Below are 20168 nucleotides of genomic sequence, written 5' to 3'. Positions count from 1 at the left end.
TGACCGAACCGTCCGCGCCCGGCTCTTCTGTGACCGGGACACCTGTGGCCGAGTCCTCGGCGCCCGGCTCTTCTGTGACCGGGACGCAGCCCGGCGACCCCGTCCGGGTGCGGGTGCCGGGCAAGATCAACCTGGCCCTGTGCGTGGGGCCGCGCCGCGAGGACGGCTTCCACGACCTGGCCACCGTCTTCCAGTCGGTCTCGCTCTTCGACGAGCTGACCGCGACCGCCGCGCCGGCCGGGGTGGTCACCGTCACCGTCGAGGGTCCGGGCGCCGACCTGGTGGGCGCACCCGAGGACAACCTCGCGGTCCGGGCCGCCCGCCTGCTCGGCGAGACGTACGCCCCGCGCCGGGGCGTCGACCTGGCGATCGCCAAGGGCATCCCGGTCGCCGGCGGGATGGCCGGCGGCTCCGCCGACGCCGCCGCCGCGCTGCTGGCCTGCGACCGGCTGTGGGGGCTCGGCCTGCCCCGCGAGGCGTTGCTGGAGCTCGGCGCGGTGCTGGGCAGCGACGTCCCGTTCACCCTCCTCGGCGGGACCGCGGTCGGCCACGGCCGCGGGGAGCGACTGACGGGCGTACGGGTCGACCACGTCTTCCACTGGGTGCTGGTGACCTCGGGGGAGGGGCTGTCCACCCCGGCGGTGTTCCGGCGGTTCGACCGGTTGCACCCGCCGGCGAGCGTGCCGGCCCCGGTCGTGCCCGACGGGCTGCTGGCGGCACTGGCGGGCGGGGACCCGGTCGCGCTGGCCCGGACGCTGCGCAACGACCTCGCCGAGCCGGCCCTGGAGCTGCGGCCCGACCTGGCTGCGACGCTGGCGGCGGGCGAGGAGGCCGGGGCGGTCGGCCGGATGGTGTCCGGCTCCGGCCCGACCTGCGCCTTCCTGGCCCGCGACGCGGTGCACGCGACCGTGCTGGCCACCGCCCTGCGCGTCGGTCTGCCGGGGCGGGACATCCACGTCGTGACCGCACCCGCGTCGATAGGATTCCCGCATGCAGGACGAGGTTGATCGGCTCATCGCCGACTGGAGTCGCGAGCGTCCCGACCTCGACCTCGCGCCGATGCAGGTGCTCAGCCGGGTGACCCGGGTCGCCAAGCAGCTGGACCACTCGCGCAGTGCCGCCTTCGCCCAGCATGCGATCGTGTCCTGGGAGTTCGACGTCCTGGCAGCGTTGCGGCGCTCGGGGGAGCCCTACCAGCTGTCACCGGGCCGGCTGTTGCAGGAGACGATGGTCACCTCCGGCACGATGACCAACCGGGTGGACCGGCTCGCCGCCCGTGGGCTCGTCCGGCGCGGCCCCGACCCGCACGACGGTCGCGGCGTCGTCGTCACCCTCACCCGGGCGGGTCTCGAGACCGTCGACGGGGCCCTGGTCGACCTGCTCGCGGCCGAGCGACGGATCCTGGCGGTCCTGCCGGGCGACGACGCGGCCCAGCTCGCCGACCTGCTGCGGACCCTGGCCGGGGAGCTGGAGCACCCGGCCCCGACCGGCGGGTAGCCGTTGGGTCGGTGCCGCACCCGTGTGGCACGGGCGTCGGCAGGACGTTCGCGTCGGCGGAGTACGGGCCACGGACATCAGCGGAACACTCGCGTCGGCGGGGTACGGGCCACGGACGTCAGCGGAACACGTACGTCACGTACGTCAGTCGAGCGGTGTGTAGATCTGTGGATCGACGACCATCCGCGACAGGCCGTTCCAGGCGAGGTTGAGGATGTTCGAGGCCACCGTGGCCCGGTCCTGGTCCCGCTCGTCGAGCCACCACTGCCCGGTGTAGGCGATCATCCCGACCAGCATCTGCGCGTACATCGGGGCCATCTCCTCCTTCAGGCCCCGCCGACGGAACTCATCGCCGAGGATGTCCTCCACCTGGGAGGCGACGTCGGAGAGGATCGTGGCGAACGACGTCCCGGTGGAGCCGGTCGGGGCGTCCCGGGAGATGATCCGGAAGCCGTCCGGGTTGGTCTCGATGTAGCCCAGCAGGGCCAGCGTGCCGGCCTCCACCTTGCGCCGCGGCCCCTTCGCCTGGTCGATGCCCGACCGGATCGCCTCCAGCAACGTCCGCTGCTCGCGGTCGACGATCACCGCATAGAGGCCCTCCTTGCCGCCGAAGTGCTCGTACACGACCGGCTTGGAGACGTGGGCGCTGGCCGCGATCTCCTCGACGGTGGTACCCTCCACCCCCTTCTCGGCGAACAGCACCCGGGCGACGTGGATGAGCTGCTCGCGCCGCTGCGCCGCCGTCATCCGGGTCCGTCCCTCGCGTGCCCGGCCGGGCACGACACCACCTCCGGCGGGTGTCTCGCCGGCGGGTGTTGCGGGGGTGCTCCTGGATGCCACGGGCCCAGTCTTCCAGACCGCGTACGTGTCGGGTCGGTGCGGCCTGCGGACCGCTGCCGTGGGCGGGGCCCGAGCCGGCTCGATCGTCCCGCTCACGAGCCGGCCCGATCGGGTCCCGCCCACAGTCCGGCTCGATCGGGTCCCGCCCACGGGCCGTGGGCCCGGGCCGGCCGGATTGGACCTCGCGGCGGCTGCTGCCTAGCGTGCTGGCATGAGCGTACTGATCACTGCCCAGGAGCTGGACGAGCAGATCTCCCGCGGGGAGGCGCCGGTGCTGCTCGACGTCCGGTGGGCGCTCGGCGACCCGTACGGTCACGACCGGTTCCGCGACGGGCATCTGCCCGCAGCGGTCTACGTGGCGCTGGACACCGAGCTGGCTTCGCCCGGGGCGGCCGCCGAGGGCCGTCACCCGCTGCCCGACCCGACCGACTTCCAGGCGGCCGCCCGACGCTGGGGGATCCGCCAGGGGGACCGGGTGGTGGCGTACGACGCGACCGGCGGCCTGGCTGCAGCCCGTGCCTGGTGGCTGCTGCGCTGGGCCGGCTTCGACGCCGTGCGGTTGCTGGACGGTGGCCTGCAGGCCTGGCAGGCGGCCGGACTTCCGCTGGAGACCGGTGAGGCCAGCCCCGAGCCGGGTGATGTCGTCCTCGACTCCGGACAGGCACCCACGGTCGAGCTGGACCGGGTGGCCGAGCTCGCCCGGGCCGGCGTGCTGCTGGATGCCCGGGCGGGGGAGCGCTACCGCGGTGAGACCGAGCCGATCGACCCGCACCCCGGGCACATCCCCGGTGCCGTGAGCGCGCCGACCGGCGACAACCTGGCTCCCGACGGCCGGTTCCTGCCCGCCGATGAGCTGCGTCGGCGGTTCACCGACCTGGGCGTACGTGACGGGGTCCCGATCGGCGTCTACTGCGGCTCCGGGATCACCGCCGCCCATGAGATCGCCGCGTTGGCGATCGCCGGCTTCGACGCCGCTCTCTTCCCGGGCTCCTGGTCGCAGTGGTCGAACCACCCGCTGCCCCGGGCCATGGGGCCCGAGCGGGGATAGCGGCCACTGTCCTGGCAGTGGGGCCGTCCTGACAGTGGGCGGTCCCGGCGTGGGTCGCGGTGACGGTGGGCTGTCCTGCCGATGGGGCGGCCATGGTGACGGTGGAGCGGCCATGGTGACGGTGGAGCGATCCTGCCGGTGGGGCCACCATGGTGACGGTGGAGCGGCCATGGTGACGATGGAGCGATCCTGCCGGTGGGCCGTGGTGACGGCGAGCCCGTTCGTTGCGTACAGTTGGGGCGGTTCACGCCATTCCCCGGTTGGTCTGTCGGCAGGGCCCGCCTGACTTTGAATCAGGACAAGCGACGCAGGTTCGACTCCTGCCCGGGGAGCCATCGAGGGCCGTCGCCATCGGGCGCCGAGGGCGAGGATTCCCGCGGACGTCCGCGCGTTTCCGCGGATACCCAGGTATCCGCGGAAAGCCCGCAAGGTCCGCGGGAACTGGGCTCCGACCGTCCTCCCCGTGATTGGCCACATGGTCAGCTCGGGCAGGGCGTGGTCAGCTCGGGCAGGGCGTGTTCAGCTCGGAGAGGGCTGGGGCATCCGTCGGGCGTGGGGATGGAAATGGGAGAGCAGGATCACGCCGGTGATCGCGAGCAGCCCGGAGACGATCATCATCACGGCGGCCGGCACCGTGAGCGCCGCGCCCTCGCCCAGCACTGCGACGCCGAAGATGACGGCGACCATGGGCGCCGCCGCGTTCGTCGTGCCCATCACGGTCTCCGCCGGGCCGTGTGCAAAGGCCTGTTGGGTGAAGGCGGCGGCCAGCAGGGAGCCGGCGACCAGTGCCACCCCGAGGGCCCAGAAGCTGACCGAGCCGGCCCAGTCCTCGTGCCGGATGTACTCCCCGATCACTCTGATCAGACCGGACTCCTGCCCGAAGATCACCGATCCGGCGCTCGCCCAGGCCAGGCAGCGCCAGGCCCGCGGCCCGCGTGCACCGACGAGGGCGAGCAGCCCGGCGATGGCGAACACGACCAGGACGCCCACGAGGACCCCGGAGCCGGCGTACGTGTCGTGCTCGGCCGTGTGGAGGACGGCCACTACGGCGAACCATGCGGTGCCGGTGACCGTCAGGCCGACCGCGCCCCACATCACGGGCGGGACGCGGAAGTGGTGGACGCGGCTGGCCAGCATGACGGTCCAGGGCACCGCAAGGACCGCGAGGGGAGCCACGACGGTCAGCGGGGCCAGGAGCAGCGCGCCGATGGAGAGGAGGGCGCCGACCCCGTTGAGTCCCGCGCCGAGCCACCAGCGCGACGACCGGATCAGGGCCCACAACTGGCGCAGGCTGAGGGTCTCGCGTCGGTGAGGACCGCCGGACTGTTGCCCCACCGCCTGGTGCTGCAGGGTCGCGGCCAGGGCGAAGACGATCGTCTTGGCGATCGTCAGCAGGATGGCCAGCGGAATGTCGTGGTGCATCGCGCCCCTCCGCGGGATTGTCGAAGCTCACCGTTCATGATCCTCGCCGATCCGCTCACGCGGCACGTCCAGCGGCAGCGGGCGGGTCCGACTCGTCACTTGCGAGGCAGCTCCCGTGACTCATCATCCGCGACTCAGCTCCTGCGACGCACACTGTCAGGGTGACCGCTGACCCGCCACACGTCGGGCGCCGGGCCCTGCTGCTGGCCGGCGCCGGCGTGTTGCTGTCCGCCTGCACCCGCCCGGGCCCGACCGGCGGTGCCCGATCCACCGGCGGTGCCGGGTCCGCCGGTGCGACACCAGCGGCCAGCCCACCCGGCCCGGTCGGCACCCCCACGCTGGGCCCCACCGTGACCCCGTTGCCCGCGGCTGCCGCCTGGCCGGCGGACCCGCGCGACGTACGTCCCGAGGTCAAGCTCGCCGCGACCCGCCTCGTCGAGGCCCTGGGCACCTGGGGGCCGGGTCAGTCCGGGGCGGCCGCAGCCCGGGCCCGGCTCAGTGCCCTCGGTCAGGACCAGGGCCTGGTCGCGGCCGCCGGCCCGGTCGTCTCGGACGCCGAGGCGTCGGTGCTGCAGGTGATCGAGGCACAGTACGGCGGCATCCTCGCCAGCACCGCGAGCGTGCTCGTGGTGACCCGGGCCTGGACCCGTGACGCCGCGGGTGCGGTCACCACCGGTGGGGCGACGTACGACGTACGTCTGGTCGAGGCCTCGCCGAGCTGGCGGGTCACCGAGATCCACCCGTCCGACCCCGGTCCGGCGGTCACCCCCTCGCCGCTCGCCCACGAGGTGCTGACCTCGGAGCGGATCGACCTTCCGCCCGCCTCGGCGGCCGACATCGCCTCGGGGCAGGTGCACGACTCGGTGCTCGAGGCGATGCTGGGGCTCGCCCGGACCTACCGGATCGGGGTGAGCGTGGTCCGCTCCGGCCACCCCACCTACGTGTTCGGCACCAGCCGGCTCAGTGACCATCCGCGGGGGCGGGCCTTCGACACCTGGCGGATCGACGGGCAGGCCGTGGTCGCCGGGTCGACTCCGCAGGCGCTGGTGACCTCCTACATGCGCGATGCGGCGAAGGCCGGCTCCTACAACGTCGGTGGACCGTACGCGCTGTCCGGCTCGGCATTCTTCACCGACGACACCCACCACGACCACGTCCACGCCGGCTTCGCTTCCTGAGCTCTTCGCTTTCTGAGTCCTCCGCTTTCTGAGGGCTCCGCCTCCTGGACCCTTCACTTCTGAGCTCTTCACTCCTGGGCCCTTGACCTCTGAGGGCTTCACCTCCGGGCTCTTCGGCCCTGAGCGTGACCCGAGTCGGTGCCCCGGGCAGCCGTGGCCCGCCGCCCCAGCGGCGCACTAGTCTCACCGGCATGCGAATCCGATCCGGCCGGCGCCGCGCCGGCGCGGCCCTGCTGGTCGTCTGCCTGCTCCTGACGGCCTGCGCGGCGCCCAGCACCCCGCCGACCGGCCCGCACGCCACCACCTCGGCGTCGCCGGCCCAGCCGTGGACCGTCGCGGAGAACGCCAGGCCCGGGACGGAGGACTGGCAGATCCCCGGCTCCGCGGTGGCCACTGACGCCCAGCTGGCCGGCTATGCGGACCGCACCTCGGTGCTGCCGGGGGAGTCGTTCGGCCTCCACGTCACCTCGACGCTGGGGGACGTCGCCGTCGCGGCCTACCGGGTCGGATCGTACGGCGGCACCGGCGCCCGGCTGGTCTGGCAGTCCCCGCAGCCGCTCAAGGGTGTCAAACAGCCGGACCCGGTGATCGAGGCCGGCAACATGGTCGTGGCCACGTGGTCGAAGACCGCCGACGTCACCACCACCGGCTGGCCGGAGGGCTCCTATCTGCTCAAGCTCACCGCCGCGGGCAGGTCGCGCTACGTGCCGGTCACCGTCCGCAGCCGCTCCACCGCCGGGCGGCTGGTGATCGTCAACGCCGTCATCACCGACCAGGCGTACAACGACTGGGGCGGCTACTCGCTCTACGACGGGCCTGGCAACAGCCGTGCGACCCGGGTCAGTTTCGACCGGCCGCAGAAAGGCAACGGCGCCCAGCAGTTCTTCGGCGACGAACTCGCCACGATCCAGCTCGCCGAGGGGCTCGGCGTCGACCTGGCGTACGTCACGTCGGTCGACCTCGACCGGGAACCGGACCTGCTGCAGGGAGCCTCCGGGATGGTCAGCATGGGCCACGACGAGTACTGGACGGTCCCGGAGCGTACGGCCGTGGAGAAGGCCCGCGACACCGGCACGTCGCTGGCCTTCCTCGGCGCCAACGCCGTCTACTGGCGGGTCCGGCTGGAGGACGGGGCGACCGGTGACCGGCGCGTCGTGGTCGGGTACAAGAACACCTCCGACCCGAAGAAGGACGCGGTCGACACCACGGTGATGTGGCGCTCCCGGCCCCACCCCGACCCGGAGAACTCACTGACCGGCATGCTCTACGAATGTTTCCCCGCCTACGGCGACATGGTGATCGAGGACCCGTCCTTCCCGCTCTTCGAGGGCGCCGGGGTCAAGAAGGGCGACCGGATCCCCGGCGTCGTCGGCATCGAGATCGACCGCGCCTACCCGATCCAGGGCACCCCCGACTCGCTCACCGTCGCCGCGCACTCTCCGGTGGCCTGCGGGACCAACAAGCACACCTACTCGGACATGACCTACTACTCCACCGGCACGGCCGGGGTCTGGGCCACCGGCTCGATGATGTGGGTGAAGGTGCTCAACGGCCCGAACGCGAAGTACAACATCACCGACGCCTCGGTCTCCTTCGTCCGGCGGGTGATGGAGAACGCGTTCCGCCAGATGGCCAAGGGCAACGGCCGGGGTGCGGTCACCACCACCCCGAACCTGGCCGGGCTCAACGCACCCACTGCCACGTCCACCGGCACCGGCGGCCCGGTCGACCGGTAGGGCCCGCCTCACCGGCCGTACGGGCGCTGCGCGATAGGGTGAGGACACGCCGCGGAGTGGTCCTCCGGTCCTGCGGGACCGGTCACCTCGGGGCGTGCCTGCTCAAGAGCCCCTGCCCAAGGAGACGACGGTGACCGCGAGTGACGACGTGACGACGAACGCAACGGCAGGCGGAGGTGTGGGCGCTGTCGTGGTGCTCGCCGCCGGTGCCGGGACCAGGATGAAGTCGTCCCGGGCCAAGGTGCTGCACGAGGTCGCCGGCCGCTCGATGCTGGCCTGGGCGGTCGACGCCGCCGAACAGGTGTCGCCGGAGCACCTGGTCGTCGTGGTGGGCCACCAGCGCGAACAGGTCGAGGCGCACCTGCGCGAGGTCGCCCCGGCGGTGCTGACCGCGGTGCAGGAGGAGCAGAAGGGCACCGGTCACGCGGTGATGTGCGGCCTGGCGCCGCTGGGGGAGATCAGCGGCATCGTCGTCGTCACGTACGGCGACGTCCCCCTGCTCAGCGGCGAGACGCTGAGCGCCATGGTCGAGGACCACCGCAGCTCCGGGGACGCGGTCACCGTGCTGACCGCGCACGTGCCCGACCCGACCGGCTACGGCCGGATCGTCCGCGGCGGCGACGCCGGGATCGCCCGCATCGTCGAGCACAAGGACGCCTCGGAGGCGGAGCGGGCGATCACCGAGATCAACTCCGGCATCTACGTCTTCGACGCCGACGTCCTGCACGACGGCCTGGCCAGTCTCGGCACCGACAACGCGCAGGGCGAGCTCTACCTCACCGATGTGATCGCCCACGCCAACGCCGTCGGGCGCCGCGTCGGGGCGTACGTCACCGAGGACCTGTGGCAGACCGAGGGGGTCAACAACCGCCTCCAGCTGGCCCGGATGGGCGCCGAGATGAACCGGCGGATCGGGGAGAAGTGGATGCTCGCCGGTGTCACCGTCGTCGACCCGGCCACCACCTGGATCGAGGACTCCGTCGACATCGCCCCCGACGTCACCCTGCTGCCCGGCACCCAGCTGCTCGGGGCGACCTCGATCGCCACCGGTGCAGTGATCGGGCCGGACACCACGCTGAAGGACGTCGAGGTCGGCGAGGGGGCGACGATCAGCCGCTCCCAGGGGCTGCTCGCCACCGTCGGGTCCGGCTGCCAGGTCGGGCCGTTCGCCTACCTGCGTCCCGGCACCGAGCTCGCCGAGGACGTCCGGCTCGGCGCGTTCGTCGAGACGAAGCGCGCGGTGGTCGGGGCAGGCACGACGGTCGCCCACCAGGCGTACGCGGCGGATGTCGAGATCGGCGCCGGAGCCACGCTGTGTGCCGGTACCATCGTCGCGAACGATGACGGGAAGTCCAAGCAGACAACGCATGTCGGCGCCGGTGCCTTCATCGGTGCCCACAGTGTGCTGGTGGCTCCCGTCACGGTCTCCGACGGGGCGTACGTCGCCGCCGGATCGACCGTCACCGAGGATGTGACCACGCAGGGTGCCGCCGGCGCCCGTGGCTCCGGCCTCGACTGAGGATCGACACACCCCGCGCCGGCAGAGCCACTGTCGGCGCGTCCCGCCGTGGGTCAGCGCGGCGACACACATCACCGGGGGCCGGCACCCCCGACAACTCCGAGGAGACCAGCACACGTGAGCGGTTTCAAGCTGCCGACCGAGAAGCACCTGATGCTCTTCACCGGTCGCGCCTATCCCGAGCTCGCCCAGGAGATCGCCCGGCATCTGGACACCGAGCTGGTGCCCACCCGCCAGGTGACCTACGCGAACTCGGAGATCTACGTCCAGTACGAGGAATCGGTCCGTGGCTCGGACGCCTTCGTGGTCCAGTCGCATGCGTCGCCGGTGAACGAATCGCTGATGGAGCAGCTGATCATGGTCGACGCGCTGAAGCGTGCCTCGGCCAAGCGGATCACCGTGATCGCCCCGTTCTACCCGTACGCGCGCCAGGACAAGAAGCACCTCGGGCGGGAGCCCATCTCGGCCCGTCTGGTCGCCGACCTGTTCAGCGCCGCCGGCGCCGACCGGATCATGTCGATCGACCTGCACGCCGCGCAGATCCAGGGCTTCTTCGACGGCCCGGTCGACCACTTGTGGGGTCTGCCGGTGCTCGCCGAGTATGTCGCCGCGAAGTACGACACCGACGAGATGACCGTCGTGTCCCCCGATGCCGGTCGGGTGCGCCTCGCGGATATGTGGACCGACCGGCTCGGCAGCCGACTGGCCATCATCCACAAGCGTCGCGACCCCAACATCGCCAACACGGTGGCCGTGCACGAGGTCGTCGGTGATGTCGAGGGGCGCGTCTGCCTGCTCGTCGACGACATGATCGACACCGCCGGAACCATCTGCCAGGCCGCCGAGGCGCTCAAGCAGCGCGGTGCCAAGAAGGTCATCGCCGCCGCCACCCACCCGGTGCTGTCCGGCCCGGCGGCGCAGCGGCTGAACGATTCGGCCTTCGAGGAGGTCATCGTCTGCAACACGCTGCCGATCCGCACCCAGGTGCCGGTGGACAAGCTGACCGTGCTGTCCATCGCTCCGATGCTGGCCCAGGCCATCCACGAAGTGTTCGAGGACGGCTCGGTCACCAAGCTGTTCGCCGACAATTCGCCACTGAGCACTCGCCACTGAGCACTCCTCGCGACGGCTCGTCGCCGACTCTTTGTCATTGACTGTTCGTCGCTGACAGCTCATCGTCGGCACCGCTCGTCGTCGACACCGCGTCCTGCCCGGGCGCCGGCACCACCTCCTCGGGGTGCCGGCGCCCGGTCCGCGTTCCTGGGCCCGCCCGTCCCGTTCGTATCCTGCGCCCGGGTCGCCGGGTCGCCGGGTCGCCGGGTCGCCCGGGGTGGCATCCCGCTCCCGCTCGTCCGGATCACGACGTGATAGCCTGTCCGGGTTGCCTCGGCGAGGGGAGGCGTACGCAGGTACGCCGAACGTGATCGACGTGGTGTGCCGTTGACCCGTGGTCGCGGCGTGCCGGTCGACGCGTACGTCCCGGCCCTGGCGGCAGAACCAGCATCCCGGCCGCCCGCGTGACGGCCCGACACCAGGAGGCCACCATGGCTGATGCCACCCTCTCCGTCCAGGTCCGCGACGAGTTCGGCAAGGGTGCTGCCCGCCGCGCCCGCCGCGCCCACCTTGTCCCGGCCGTGCTCTACGGCCACGGCATGGACCCGCTGCACCTGTCCCTGCCGGGGCACGAGGCGATGCTCGCCCTGCGCACCGACAACGCCCTGCTCGAGCTCAACGTCGCCGGCGAGTCCACCCCGCGCCTGGCCCTGGCCAAGCAGATCCAGCGTGACCCGATCAAGCGCCACCTGATCCACGTCGACCTGCTGGCCGTACGCGCCAACGAGAAGGTCGTCGTCGAGGTCGCCATCCTCGTCACCGGCGAGGCCGCCCCGGGCACCACCGTCGTGGTCGACCGCAACACCATCAGCCTGGAGGCCCCGGTCACCGACATCCCCGGTGACATCGAGATCAACGTCGAGGGCCTGCAGGCCGGCGCGCAGGTCATCGCCAAGGATCTGACCCTCCCGGCCGGGGTCAGCTTCGTCGGCGACGAGGACGAGACCATCCTGTCGGTGACCCACGAGGCCGTCGAGGCCGTCGAGGAGCCCGAGGCCGTCGAGGAGCCCGAGGCCGAGTGATCCCCCGCGGACACCGCGGGATCCGACGACACCGATCGATCCGAAGGACTGACTGACATGTGGCTGGTGGTGGGGCTCGGCAATCCGGGCCCCACCTATGCCCACACCCGACACAACGTCGGGTACATGGTGGTCGATGAACTCGCCCGCCGCGCCCGGGTCGCGCTGAGATCGGTGCCGAAGATGCGCGCGGAGGTCGCCGAGACGAGGATCGGCCCGCTCGGTCCGGGCGTTCCCGCGCCGGGTGCCGTACGCGTGGCCCTGGTCCGCTCCCGCACCTACATGAACGAGTCGGGCATCGCGGTCGGCCGGCTGGCCACCTTCTATGGGGTCACGCCTGCCGAGATCGTCGCCATCCACGACGAGCTGGACCTCGACCTGGGCCAGCTACGGCTGAAGAAGGGCGGCGGCGACAACGGCCACAACGGCCTGAAGTCGATGCGCGCCCACCTGCACTCCGGGGACTTCCTCCGGGTACGGTTCGGCATCGGCCGGCCGCCGGGCCGACAGGCGCCCGCCGACTTCGTGCTCTCCGGCTTCCCCGCCTCCCAGCGCGACGCCGTCGGCGTCGAGGTGGCCCGAGCCGCCGACGCGGTGGAGATGCTGCTCACCGAGGGGCTGTCCGCGGCGCAGAACCGCTACAACTCCTAGACCTGCGCCCGGCTCTCCTCGCCCGATGCCCCACCAGCGTCCGGCGCTCCGTTCTCGCCCGGCGCCCCACGTGCGCCCCCGTCGTCACCCGGCACTCAGCCGCGCCAACCGCCCGGTCGGGGCTGGAACGGGGGCAACGGCGCGTTCGGCGGCGGCGCCATCGGCGGCACGACCGGGATCCCACCGGTCATCGGCTCGATCACCGGTGCCGCGGCGGCGTGCAGGTCGGCGACGAACATCGCCAGCTCGGCCTGCTGGGCCTGCTGCTCGGGTGTCGACCAGCCGCGCTTGATCCGGTCGCGGACGAAGGCCAGCTCCGTCACCGCATCGGTGAAGGTGGCCACCGCGCGTGCCTCGTCACGCGGCAGTCCCCGGGTGCGTGCCGCCCGGGTCCGCAGTGACCCCAGCCAACCGGCCTCCTCCGGGCTGATCAGTCCGCTCCACACCATCTCGGGCAGCTCCCGGCGGACCACCATGCCCTCCAGCCGCCGCGACCGGATCGCCTGGCGTGTCAGCACGACGAACGCCGGCACCATCACCACCAGATAGGTCAGGACGTAGGCGGTGATGCTGAACGAGGAGGAGAAGTTCCACAGGCCGTGCAGCAGCATCGCCCCGGAGAAGCCGAGCAGGACCATCGTCACCTTCGCGCCGGCGGAGCGCTGTTGCGTGGCGGCGTGCACGCCGAGGGCGGTGATCGTGGTGAAGAACGGGTGCGCGAACGCTCCCATCAGGATCCGTGCGAAGAACATGAAGGTGGTCTGTCCCACCGACTCCGAGGTGGAGAAGTAGAGCAGGTTCTCCACGAACGCGAAGCCGATGCCGGCCATCCCGGCGTAGACGAGCGTGTCGGTCAGCGAGGTCATCTCGCGGCGGCGCAGCCCGGTGAGCATGATCAGCAGGAAGGCGCCCTTCAGCCCCTCCTCGGCCAGTGGCGCCGCGATCGAGGCGACCAGGATGTCGTTGTGGTCGAACACGAGGGCGGCCAGCAGTTCCTCGAACAGCATCGCGCCGGCGGTGGCCACGCCGCCACCCCACAGGAACGCCCAGATGAGATAGGTCGGCGGCTCGGGCTCCCAGCGGTCCAGCCACATGTAGCAGGCGATCACCACCACCGCCCCCACGGTCGACAGCACCACGGCGCCGACGAAGGTACCGACCGTGGTCGCCCCGGACAGTGCCAGGTACGCGATCACCGCCGCGCCGATGGCGGCGAGGATGATGCCGGCCAGTGGGGCGCCGGCCCGGCGGACCGTACGGATCGGCACCGGGCGGTAGGGGCCGGTAGGCATGCCGTACCCCGGGAACGGCGGCACGGCCGGACGGGCCCAGGGCGAGGGCTGGGGGGAGCCCGGCCAGGGGCCGTGCTGGGGGTCGGGCGGCTGCGGGACGCTCACATGGCAAGGGTAGGGGATCGGGCTGACAACGCCGCGGCCTCGTGGTCCGCGGGGCCGCGTGGCTCGGTGGCTCGGTGGCCGGGCTGGTCCGTGCAGCAGGCCCGGGCGCGGTGGGTCTTGGGGGCGGTGGGTACGTGGACAACAGTGCGGATGCGCGAGCAGGAGCAGTGTCAGGGCCGCGCGCTACCGTTGTCCGGTGACCGAACACGTGACGGGCAGGCTCGCCGGCATCCTCGACCTTCTGGGCACCGACCCCGTCGTCGCCGAGTGTGTCTCGGACGCCCGGGCCGGTGTCCTGCACTCGGTGGACATCACCGCGCCCGGTGCCGTACGGGCGTTCCTCACCGCGGAGCTGGTCCGCCGCACCGGCCGTACGTTCCTGCTGGTCACCGCGACCTACCGCGAGGCGGAACAACTGTCCGCCTCCCTGCAGGCCCTGCTCGGCCCCGACGCCGCGGCGTACTACCCGGCCTGGGAGACGCTGCCGCACGAGCGGCTCAGCCCGCGCTCCGACACCGTCGGCCGCCGACTCGAGGTGCTGCGCCGCCTCGCCGGCCACGACGAGCTGCCCGCCCCACGGGTGGTGATCGCGCCGGTCCGGGCCGTGCTGCAGCCCCAGGTCGCCGGCCTCGCCGACATCACGCCGGTCCGGCTGCGCCGCGGCGAGGACCACGACATCTCCGAGGTCGCCGAGGCCCTCGTCGCGGCCGCCTATCTGCCGGTGGACATGGTCCAGCGGCGCGGTGAGTTCGCCGTCCGCGGTGGCATCGTCGACGTGTTCCCGCCGACCCAGGAGCACCCGGTCCGGATCGACTTCTTCGGCGACACCGTCGAGGACCTGCGCTACTTCATGGTCGCCGACCAGCGCTCCACCGACCGCACGCTCGACGAGGTCGTCTGCTCCCCGTGCCGCGAGCTGCTGATGACCCCCGAGGTGAAGGCGCGGGCCGAGGCCCTGGTCGCCGATCACCCGGAGCTCACCGAGATGCTGGACCGGATCGCCCAGGGACTGGGCGCCGACGGCATGGAGTCGCTCGCGCCGGCGTTGGTCGACCGGATGGAGCTGCTGCTCGACGTCCTGCCGCCCGACGCGCTGGTCCTGGTGGCCGACCCGGAGCTGGTCCGGACCCGGGCCGCGGACCTGGTCACCACCTCCGAGGAGTTCCTCCAGGCCGGCTGGGCGGCCGCCGCCTCGGGAGGCGCCGCACCGATCGACCTGCGGGCCTCCTCCTACCGGGAGCTCGGTGCGGTCCGGGCGCACGCGCTGGAGCTGGGCCAGTCCTGGTGGACCATGTCGCCGTTCGCCGCCGGACCGGACGAGGAGCGCGACGCGGCCGCGGAGGCGCTCGCCCACATCGGCGCCGGGGCCACCCCGGTGCGGACGATCCACGCCCGCGACGCGCACAGCTGGGCCGGTGACACCGAGCGGGCCGTCGCCGAGATCGCTGCTGCGGTCCGCGACGGCTGGCGGGTCGTGATGTCCGCCGAGGGCCACGGCACCACGCAGCGCCTCGCCGACCTGCTGGCGGAGCACGACGTCGCCGCCAGGGTCGTCACCGATGTCACCGAGCCGCCGGTCGAGCACGTGGTGGAGCTGGTCACCACCGGCATCCGGCACGGCTTCCTCGCCGAGGACGTCCGCCTCGCGATCTGGACCGCCGGTGACCTGTCCGGCCAGGCCCAGACGGACCGGGCCGAGCGGAAGATGCCTGCCCGCCGGCGCAAGGCGATCGACCCGCTGGAGCTGAAGCCGGGCGACCCGGTGGTGCACGAGCACCACGGCGTGGGCCGCTATGTCGAGATGATGCAGCGTACGGTCGCCGGGGCCACCCGCGACTACATGGTGATCGAGTACGCCCCGAGCAAGAAGGGCCAGCCGGGGGACCGGGTGTTCGTCCCGATGGAGCAGCTCGACCAGGTCACCCGCTACGTCGGTGGCGAGGTGCCCGCCCTGGACCGGATGGGCGGCTCGGACTGGGCCAAGCGGAAGTCCCGGGCGCGCAGCGCGGTCAAGGAGATCGCCGGCGAGCTGGTCCGGCTGTACGCGGCCCGGCAGGCCACCAAGGGCTTCGCCTTCAGCGCCGACTCGACCATGCAGCGCGAGCTGGAGGACGCGTTCGACTACACCGAGACCCCCGACCAGCTGTCCGCCATCGACGAGGTCAAGCACGACATGGAGCAGACCGTCCCGATGGACCGGCTGATCTGTGGCGACGTCGGCTACGGCAAGACCGAGATCGCGGTCCGGGCCGCGTTCAAGGCGGTGATGGACTCCAAGCAGGTGGCCATCCTGGTGCCGACCACGCTGCTGGTCACCCAGCACTTCAACACCTTCGCCGAGCGCTACGCCGGCTTCCCGGTCCGGGTCGCCGCGCTGTCCCGGTTCCAGACCGACAAGCAGGCCCGCGCGGTGCTCGACGACCTGGCCGCCGGCAAGGTGGACGTGATCGTCGGGACGCACCGGCTGCTCTCCGGGGAGGTGGTGTTCAAGGACCTCGGCCTGGTGATCATCGACGAGGAGCAGCGCTTCGGCGTCGAGCACAAGGAGCAGCTCAAGAAGATGCGGATGAACGTCGACGTGCTCGCCATGTCGGCCACCCCGATCCCGCGCACCCTGGAGATGGCGATCACCGGCATCCGGGAGATGTCGACCATCGCCACCCCGCCCGAGGAGCGCCACCCGGTGCTCACCTTCGCCGGGGCGTACGACGAGGGCCAGGTCACCGCGGCGATCCGACGCGAGCTGCTGCGCGAGGGCCAGGTGTTCTACGTGCACAACCGGGTGCAGACGATCGACCGGGCAGCCGCCCGGATCCGCGAGCTGGTGCCCGAGGCCCGGGTCGTCACCGCCCATGGCCAGATGGGGGAGCGCCAGCTCGAACAGGTGATGCTGGACTTCTGGGAGCGGCGCGCCGACGTGCTGGTCGCCACCACCATCGTCGAGGCGGGCCTGGACATCGCCTCCGCCAACACCCTGATCGTCGAGCGGTCCGACCAGATGGGGCTGTCCCAGCTGCACCAGCTGCGCGGCCGGGTCGGGCGCAGCCGCGAGCGCGGCTACTGCTACTTCCTCTACCCACCGGACAAGCCGCTCTCCCAGGACGCCCACGACCGGCTGGCGACGCTGGCCGCCAACACCGACGTCGGCGCGGGCATGGCGATCGCCACCAAGGACCTGGAGATGCGCGGCGCCGGCAACATGCTCGGCGGCCAGCAGTCCGGCCACATCGCCGACGTCGGCTTCGACCTGTACGTCCGGCTGGTCGGCGAGGCGGTGGCCGAGTACCGCGGCGATGCCGCCGCCGAGGAGGAGCCGGAGACCCGGATCGAGCTCCCGGTCGACGCGCACCTGCCGGAGGACTACATCGGCTCGGAGCGGCTGCGCCTGGAGATGTACAAGACGATCGCCGAGGTGCGCTCCCACGCCGACCTGGCCGAGGTCCGGGCCGAGCTCGAGGACCGCTACGGCCCGCTGCCCGACCCGGTGGAGACACTGCTGGCGGTCGCCGCGTTCCGGCTGCGGGCCCAGGAGGCCGGGCTGCGCGAGGTGACCGTCCAGGGCTCCAACGTACGGTTCTCCCCCGTCCGCCTGCCGGAGTCGCGCCAGCTCAAGCTCGCCCGGCTGCACCCCAGGAGCGTCTACAAGGCCTCCGCCGGCCAGGTCATCATCCCGCGGCCGACCACCTCGCCGTTGGGCGGGCGACCGCTGCAGAACCGGGACCTGCTCGGCTGGGCCGACCAGGTGGTCCGCGAGGTGCTGACCCTGCCGCCCGTTCCGGGGACGGAGCAGCCTGTTGCCGGCACGAAGCAGCCCGCTCCCGTGGCGGTCGGGGCGTCGAAGGGTGGTGCGGCCGGACGTCCGCGCCGAGGCGCGTAGGATCGGGCCGGACGACCAGACGTTCGACGGGAGACACCATGGCGCTTCGCGCACTGCCCGCCCTCGCTGTTGCGGGGGCCCTCATCCTCACCCTGACCGGCTGTGCCGGCGGCTCCGGCTCCGATGCGGTCGTGATCAACGGGCGGCGGGTGTCCGTCGCCGAGGTCGAGACGACGGCCACGGCGGTGGCCGCGACCGTGCGCGGGCAGGGCAGCGCGACGCTGCGCGACCAGCAGCTCGTGGTGGCGGCCCTGGTGTCGCAGGCCCTGGCCGACGGCGCGGCCGTGAAGGCCGGCAAGCCGATCACCCCGGCCGACCGCGAGGCGGCGCTCGCCACCGTCCCCGGGGGGACACAGCTCGAGGCCAACCGCGACGCGGTGCCGTACGCGGAGGCGATCGGCGACGTCGTGCATGCCCAGAACGCGTTCGGTGCCGAGGCGATGGCCGCCCAGCAGGCCACCACCAGCATCGCGGTGAACCCGCGCTTCGGCACCTGGGACACCAAGCAGATGAGCCTGGTCGTCGGCACCGGCTCGCTGTCGATCCCGGTCACCACGAACTGAGGTCGTGGTGGCTCGGGACGATCCCCGCCCGCTGCGCGCCGTCCCGTCCGCACCGCCCGGCACCCCGTACCCGCAGCTCGACCGCTTCGTCGAGGTGATGGGCATCCTGCGCCAGGACTGCCCCTGGGACGCCGGCCAGACCCATCGCTCGCTCGTCCAGTACCTGGTCGAGGAGACGATGGAGACGGTCGAGGCGATCGAGACCGGCGATCCCGCCCATCTTCGCGAGGAGCTCGGCGATCTGCTGCTGCAGGTCGTCTTCCACGCCACCATCGCCGCCGAACCGGGCGGTGCCGGCTTCGACCTCGACGACGTCGCGCGCGGTGTCGCCGACAAGCTCATCGCCCGGCACCCGTACATCTTCGCGACCGAGGACGTCCCCGAGGACCTGGACGCCACCTGGGAGCAGCGCAAGCGCCGGCTCAAGGGACGTACGTCGACCCTCGACGGCATCCCGCAGCAGCTGTCCGCGATGCACCGGGCGAGCAAGGTGATCGGCCGGGCCGCGTCGCACGACGTCGACCTGGCCGGGCAGGGCGTCGCGCTGCCGACCGAGGCGATCACCGCCGAGGAACTGGGCCGTACGGTCCTCGGCCTGGTCAGCCGGGCCCGGGCCAGCGGCCTCGACCCGGAGCAGGTCACCCGCGACGCGCTGCGCGACCTCGAGCAGGCCGTCGTCCGGGCCGAGGCCGCCGGGCAGGCCGGTCCGGGTCGGGCGGTGCCGGACACCGAGACCGACTCCGAGGAGACCTGAGCCGCGCCCTGCCGCGGTGCTGGGTGGGGGTACCTCCCACCGGCGCGGACCGATGTGTCTAGGCTGGACCCGAACGCGGGAGTGCTGCCCTCCGGCAGCCCCTGCGCATGTCAGAGGCTGATCGAAAGGCAACCACCGTGGCAAGCATCGAATTCATCGACGCCCGCGAGATTCTCGACTCGCGCGGCAACCCGACTGTCGAGGTCGAGGTCATCCTCGACGACGACTCCCAGGGCCGCGCCGACGTCCCTTCCGGCGCTTCGACCGGGCAGTTCGAGGCCGTCGAGCTGCGTGACGGCGACGATGCGCGCTACGGCGGCAAGGGCGTCCTGAAGGCCGTCGAGAACGTCATCGAGCAGATCGCCCCCGAGCTGCTGGGCCTCGAGGCCTCCGAGCAGCGCCTCCTCGACCAGGCCATGCTCGAACTCGACGGCACCCCGAACAAGGGCAAGCTGGGCGCCAACGCCATCCTCGGCGTCTCGCTGGCCGTCGCCCACGCCGCCGCACAGTCGGCCAACCTGCCGCTCTACCGCTACATCGGCGGTCCGTCGGCCTACATCCTTCCCGTGCCGATGATGAACATCCTCAACGGTGGCGCCCACGCCGACTCCGACGTGGACGTCCAGGAGTTCATGATCGCCCCGATCGGCGCCTCCACCTTCCGGGAGGCCCTCGAGTGGGGCGCGCGCGTCTACCACTCCCTCAAGAAGGTCCTCAAGGCCAAGGGCCTGTCCACCGGCCTGGGTGACGAGGGCGGCTTCGCCCCGAACCTGCCGGCCAACGTCGCCGCCCTGGAGCTGATCTCCGAGGCCATCGTCGCCGCCGGCCTGAAGCCGGGCGAGGACATCGCGATGGCGCTCGACGTCGCCTCCTCCGAGTTCCACAAGGACGGCAAGTACGTCTTCGAGGGCTCCGAGAAGACCTCCGACGAGATGATCGCCATCTACGAGGAGTGGGTCGACCGCTTCCCGATCGTCTCCATCGAGGACCCGCTGGACGAGGAGGACTGGGAAGGCTGGAAGAAGATCACCGCCGAGATCGGTGACAAGGTCCAGCTGGTCGGCGACGACCTGTTCGTCACCAACGTCGAGCGCCTGCAGCGCGGCATCGACCAGAAGGCCGCCAACGCCCTGCTGGTCAAGGTGAACCAGATCGGTTCGCTGACCGAGACCCTGGACGCCGTCGACCTCGCGCACCGCAACGGTTTCCGGACGATGATGTCGCACCGTTCCGGTGAGACCGAGGACGTCACCATCGCCGACCTCGCGGTCGCCTGCGGCTGTGGCCAGATCAAGACCGGCGCTCCGGCCCGTACCGACCGTGTCGCCAAGTACAACCAGCTGCTGCGCATCGAGGAGGAGCTGGACGAGGCCGCCGAGTACGCGGGCCGCAGCGCCTTCCCGCGTTTCACCGCGTGATTTCCTGACCTGATCGGCCACACTGGAGGGCGTGGCAGACCAGGGACAGACCAGGACGGGAGCCGGACCGGACCGAGGCACACCTCGGGATCGGGACGGCTCCCGTCCGGCATCCGCTCCCGGCGCGGACGAT

Annotated in this window: 16 protein-coding genes and 1 tRNA gene; 14 read left to right on the top strand and 3 right to left on the bottom strand. The window is 72.0% G+C overall.

The window, feature by feature from the left end; translation table 11 throughout:
* Positions 1 to 74 precede the first annotated feature (74 nt).
* Both VB059_RS06550 and VB059_RS06545 read left to right on the top strand, forming a co-directional pair.
* The gene (locus VB059_RS06550; RefSeq protein WP_323421216.1) at positions 75 to 1007 is read left to right on the top strand and encodes a 4-(cytidine 5'-diphospho)-2-C-methyl-D-erythritol kinase; all 933 of its coding nucleotides are present in this window, start codon (positions 75 to 77) and stop codon (positions 1005 to 1007) included.
* The gene (locus tag VB059_RS06545; RefSeq protein ID WP_323421215.1) at positions 991 to 1497 is read left to right on the top strand and encodes a MarR family winged helix-turn-helix transcriptional regulator; all 507 of its coding nucleotides are present in this window, start codon (positions 991 to 993) and stop codon (positions 1495 to 1497) included. The genes VB059_RS06550 and VB059_RS06545 overlap by 17 nt, the downstream gene beginning before the upstream one ends.
* Positions 1498 to 1641: 144 nt before the next feature.
* Here the strand turns inward: VB059_RS06545 and VB059_RS06540 are convergent, their stop codons facing one another.
* Positions 1642 to 2337 carry a TetR/AcrR family transcriptional regulator gene (locus VB059_RS06540; protein ID WP_323421214.1) on the bottom strand — a complete coding sequence of 232 codons (696 nt, stop codon included), beginning with the start codon at positions 2335 to 2337 and terminating at the stop codon, positions 1642 to 1644.
* A 211-nt stretch (positions 2338 to 2548) separates the two neighbouring features.
* Here VB059_RS06540 and VB059_RS06535 point away from each other — a divergent pair, with 211 nt between their 5' ends.
* Together VB059_RS06535 and VB059_RS06530 are read left to right on the top strand one after the other, a co-directional pair.
* Positions 2549 to 3385, top strand: coding sequence for a sulfurtransferase (locus VB059_RS06535; protein WP_323421213.1), 837 nt, complete (start codon positions 2549 to 2551; stop codon positions 3383 to 3385).
* Between the two features lie 253 nt (positions 3386 to 3638).
* A tRNA-Gln gene (locus VB059_RS06530) sits at positions 3639 to 3720 on the top strand.
* Between the two features lie 184 nt (positions 3721 to 3904).
* On the opposite strand, the gene VB059_RS06525 is transcribed toward VB059_RS06530, so the two are convergent.
* Positions 3905 to 4807, bottom strand: a complete 903-nt coding sequence (locus VB059_RS06525; protein WP_323421212.1) for a hypothetical protein — start codon at positions 4805 to 4807, stop codon at positions 3905 to 3907.
* A gap of 161 nt (positions 4808 to 4968) precedes the next feature.
* Between VB059_RS06525 and VB059_RS06520 the strand changes: the two genes are divergently transcribed.
* From VB059_RS06520 to pth, 6 genes are all read left to right on the top strand, one after another.
* Entirely contained in the window at positions 4969 to 5985 is a 1017-nt protein-coding gene (locus VB059_RS06520) for a hypothetical protein (protein WP_323421211.1), read from the top strand.
* Between the two features lie 191 nt (positions 5986 to 6176).
* Complete coding sequence (locus VB059_RS06515) at positions 6177 to 7721, top strand: N,N-dimethylformamidase beta subunit family domain-containing protein (RefSeq protein ID WP_323421210.1); 1545 nt, start codon at positions 6177 to 6179, stop codon at positions 7719 to 7721.
* Between the two features lie 220 nt (positions 7722 to 7941).
* Complete coding sequence (gene glmU / locus VB059_RS06510) at positions 7942 to 9240, top strand: bifunctional UDP-N-acetylglucosamine diphosphorylase/glucosamine-1-phosphate N-acetyltransferase GlmU (protein WP_323421289.1); 1299 nt, start codon at positions 7942 to 7944, stop codon at positions 9238 to 9240.
* A gap of 117 nt (positions 9241 to 9357) precedes the next feature.
* Positions 9358 to 10353 (top strand): ribose-phosphate diphosphokinase, encoded by a 996-nt coding sequence (locus tag VB059_RS06505; protein WP_323421209.1) that lies wholly within the window; start codon positions 9358 to 9360, stop codon positions 10351 to 10353.
* A 431-nt stretch (positions 10354 to 10784) separates the two neighbouring features.
* Positions 10785 to 11375: a 50S ribosomal protein L25/general stress protein Ctc gene (locus VB059_RS06500; RefSeq protein ID WP_323421208.1), complete on the top strand. Its 591-nt coding sequence runs from the start codon at positions 10785 to 10787 to the stop codon at positions 11373 to 11375.
* A gap of 48 nt (positions 11376 to 11423) precedes the next feature.
* Positions 11424 to 12026 carry an aminoacyl-tRNA hydrolase gene (gene pth, locus VB059_RS06495; protein WP_323421288.1) on the top strand — a complete coding sequence of 201 codons (603 nt, stop codon included), beginning with the start codon at positions 11424 to 11426 and terminating at the stop codon, positions 12024 to 12026.
* A gap of 95 nt (positions 12027 to 12121) precedes the next feature.
* Here the strand turns inward: pth and VB059_RS06490 are convergent, their stop codons facing one another.
* Positions 12122 to 13423, bottom strand: a complete 1302-nt coding sequence (locus VB059_RS06490; protein ID WP_323421207.1) for a PrsW family intramembrane metalloprotease — start codon at positions 13421 to 13423, stop codon at positions 12122 to 12124.
* A gap of 196 nt (positions 13424 to 13619) precedes the next feature.
* Here VB059_RS06490 and mfd point away from each other — a divergent pair, with 196 nt between their 5' ends.
* From mfd to eno, 4 genes are all read left to right on the top strand, one after another.
* Positions 13620 to 17300 carry a transcription-repair coupling factor gene (gene mfd / locus VB059_RS06485; RefSeq protein ID WP_323421206.1) on the top strand — a complete coding sequence of 1227 codons (3681 nt, stop codon included), beginning with the start codon at positions 13620 to 13622 and terminating at the stop codon, positions 17298 to 17300.
* A 38-nt stretch (positions 17301 to 17338) separates the two neighbouring features.
* The gene (locus tag VB059_RS06480) at positions 17339 to 17863 is read left to right on the top strand and encodes a hypothetical protein (RefSeq protein WP_323421205.1); all 525 of its coding nucleotides are present in this window, start codon (positions 17339 to 17341) and stop codon (positions 17861 to 17863) included.
* Positions 17864 to 17960: 97 nt separating this feature from the next.
* Positions 17961 to 18617 (top strand): MazG family protein, encoded by a 657-nt coding sequence (locus tag VB059_RS06475; protein ID WP_323421287.1) that lies wholly within the window; start codon positions 17961 to 17963, stop codon positions 18615 to 18617.
* Between the two features lie 137 nt (positions 18618 to 18754).
* Positions 18755 to 20035: a phosphopyruvate hydratase gene (gene eno, locus VB059_RS06470; RefSeq protein WP_323421204.1), complete on the top strand. Its 1281-nt coding sequence runs from the start codon at positions 18755 to 18757 to the stop codon at positions 20033 to 20035.
* The last annotated feature ends 133 nt before the right edge of the window (positions 20036 to 20168 follow it).

Origin of the sequence: Raineyella sp. (assembly GCF_034933565.1) — a bacterium.
Lineage (GTDB): Bacteria > Actinomycetota > Actinomycetes > Propionibacteriales > Propionibacteriaceae > Raineyella.
This window is presented reverse-complemented; position numbering and strand designations above follow the sequence as displayed.

Excerpts from the sequence above, each read along its gene's own strand:
- VB059_RS06545 (WP_323421215.1), top strand. The coding sequence starts at position 991 with ATGCAGGACGAGGTTGATCGGCTCATCGCCGACTGGAGTCGCGAGCGT.
- VB059_RS06535 (WP_323421213.1), top strand. The coding sequence starts at position 2,549 with ATGAGCGTACTGATCACTGCCCAGGAGCTGGACGAGCAGATCTCCCGC.
- VB059_RS06525 (WP_323421212.1), bottom strand. The coding sequence starts at position 4,807 with ATGCACCACGACATTCCGCTGGCCATCCTGCTGACGATCGCCAAGACG.
- VB059_RS06515 (WP_323421210.1), top strand. The coding sequence starts at position 6,177 with ATGCGAATCCGATCCGGCCGGCGCCGCGCCGGCGCGGCCCTGCTGGTC.
- glmU (WP_323421289.1), top strand. The coding sequence starts at position 7,942 with ATGAAGTCGTCCCGGGCCAAGGTGCTGCACGAGGTCGCCGGCCGCTCG.
- VB059_RS06500 (WP_323421208.1), top strand. The coding sequence starts at position 10,785 with ATGGCTGATGCCACCCTCTCCGTCCAGGTCCGCGACGAGTTCGGCAAG.
- VB059_RS06480 (WP_323421205.1), top strand. The coding sequence starts at position 17,339 with ATGGCGCTTCGCGCACTGCCCGCCCTCGCTGTTGCGGGGGCCCTCATC.
- VB059_RS06475 (WP_323421287.1), top strand. The coding sequence starts at position 17,961 with ATGGGCATCCTGCGCCAGGACTGCCCCTGGGACGCCGGCCAGACCCAT.